Genomic DNA, 626 nt, shown 5'->3' with positions numbered 1-626 from the left:
GGTAAGCCCGTTTATAAGGCGACAGAAACCGGTTTATTAGCCTTATCGGGAGGAGAGATACAAGATGGCTGTCTTTATACGCTTGTGTATGATGAAGAGCTTACGGGTTGGCAAGTTCTCAACCCGACAAGGGGCAAAGTTTCTTCCTTAAAACGTTTACCTTCCGGTCTGATAGGACCGTTTGCAATGGAGCGCTTGCCGGATGGTTGGTTGCCATGTGATGGGAAGGCTTATTCGCGAAGAACGTATAGAGCCTTGTTTGAAGTAATAGGGACGACGTGGGGAGAAGGGGATGGCGCCACGACGTTTAATGTTCCCGATTTTCGAGGAATGTTTTTACGGGGACTTGATAATGAACGCAATTTAGACCCTTGGCGTTCTTTTGCAAGTATACAACCCTGTTCTTTAAAAGCGCATGAGCATTTTATAGGTCCAGCGTCATCAGAAGGTCTTTCTTCTCGAAAAAAACGGGATGTTTCTTCTTCTGAAGCTCACTTGCAAAGGCGAAAGAGAGCTATAGACGAAGAGTGTGTAGGTTTGAGTGGGGATGCTTTGGACAAGTGTAATCAAGAATTTGACCAAATAGCAGGAAGTCCACAGGTAGAGACTCCCTTTTGGTTTACAGA

At 45.5% G+C, this 626-nt stretch carries 1 protein-coding gene; it reads left to right on the top strand.

Going from position 1 to position 626, the window contains the following annotated elements; translation table 11 throughout:
• On the top strand, positions 1–626 hold a 626-nt coding region (locus ACFIM6_RS10135; protein WP_375612699.1), incomplete at both ends, for a phage tail protein.

It is taken from the genome of Bartonella sp. AA9NXGY (genome assembly GCF_042196845.1).
Lineage (GTDB): Bacteria > Pseudomonadota > Alphaproteobacteria > Rhizobiales > Rhizobiaceae > Bartonella.
This window is presented reverse-complemented; position numbering and strand designations above follow the sequence as displayed.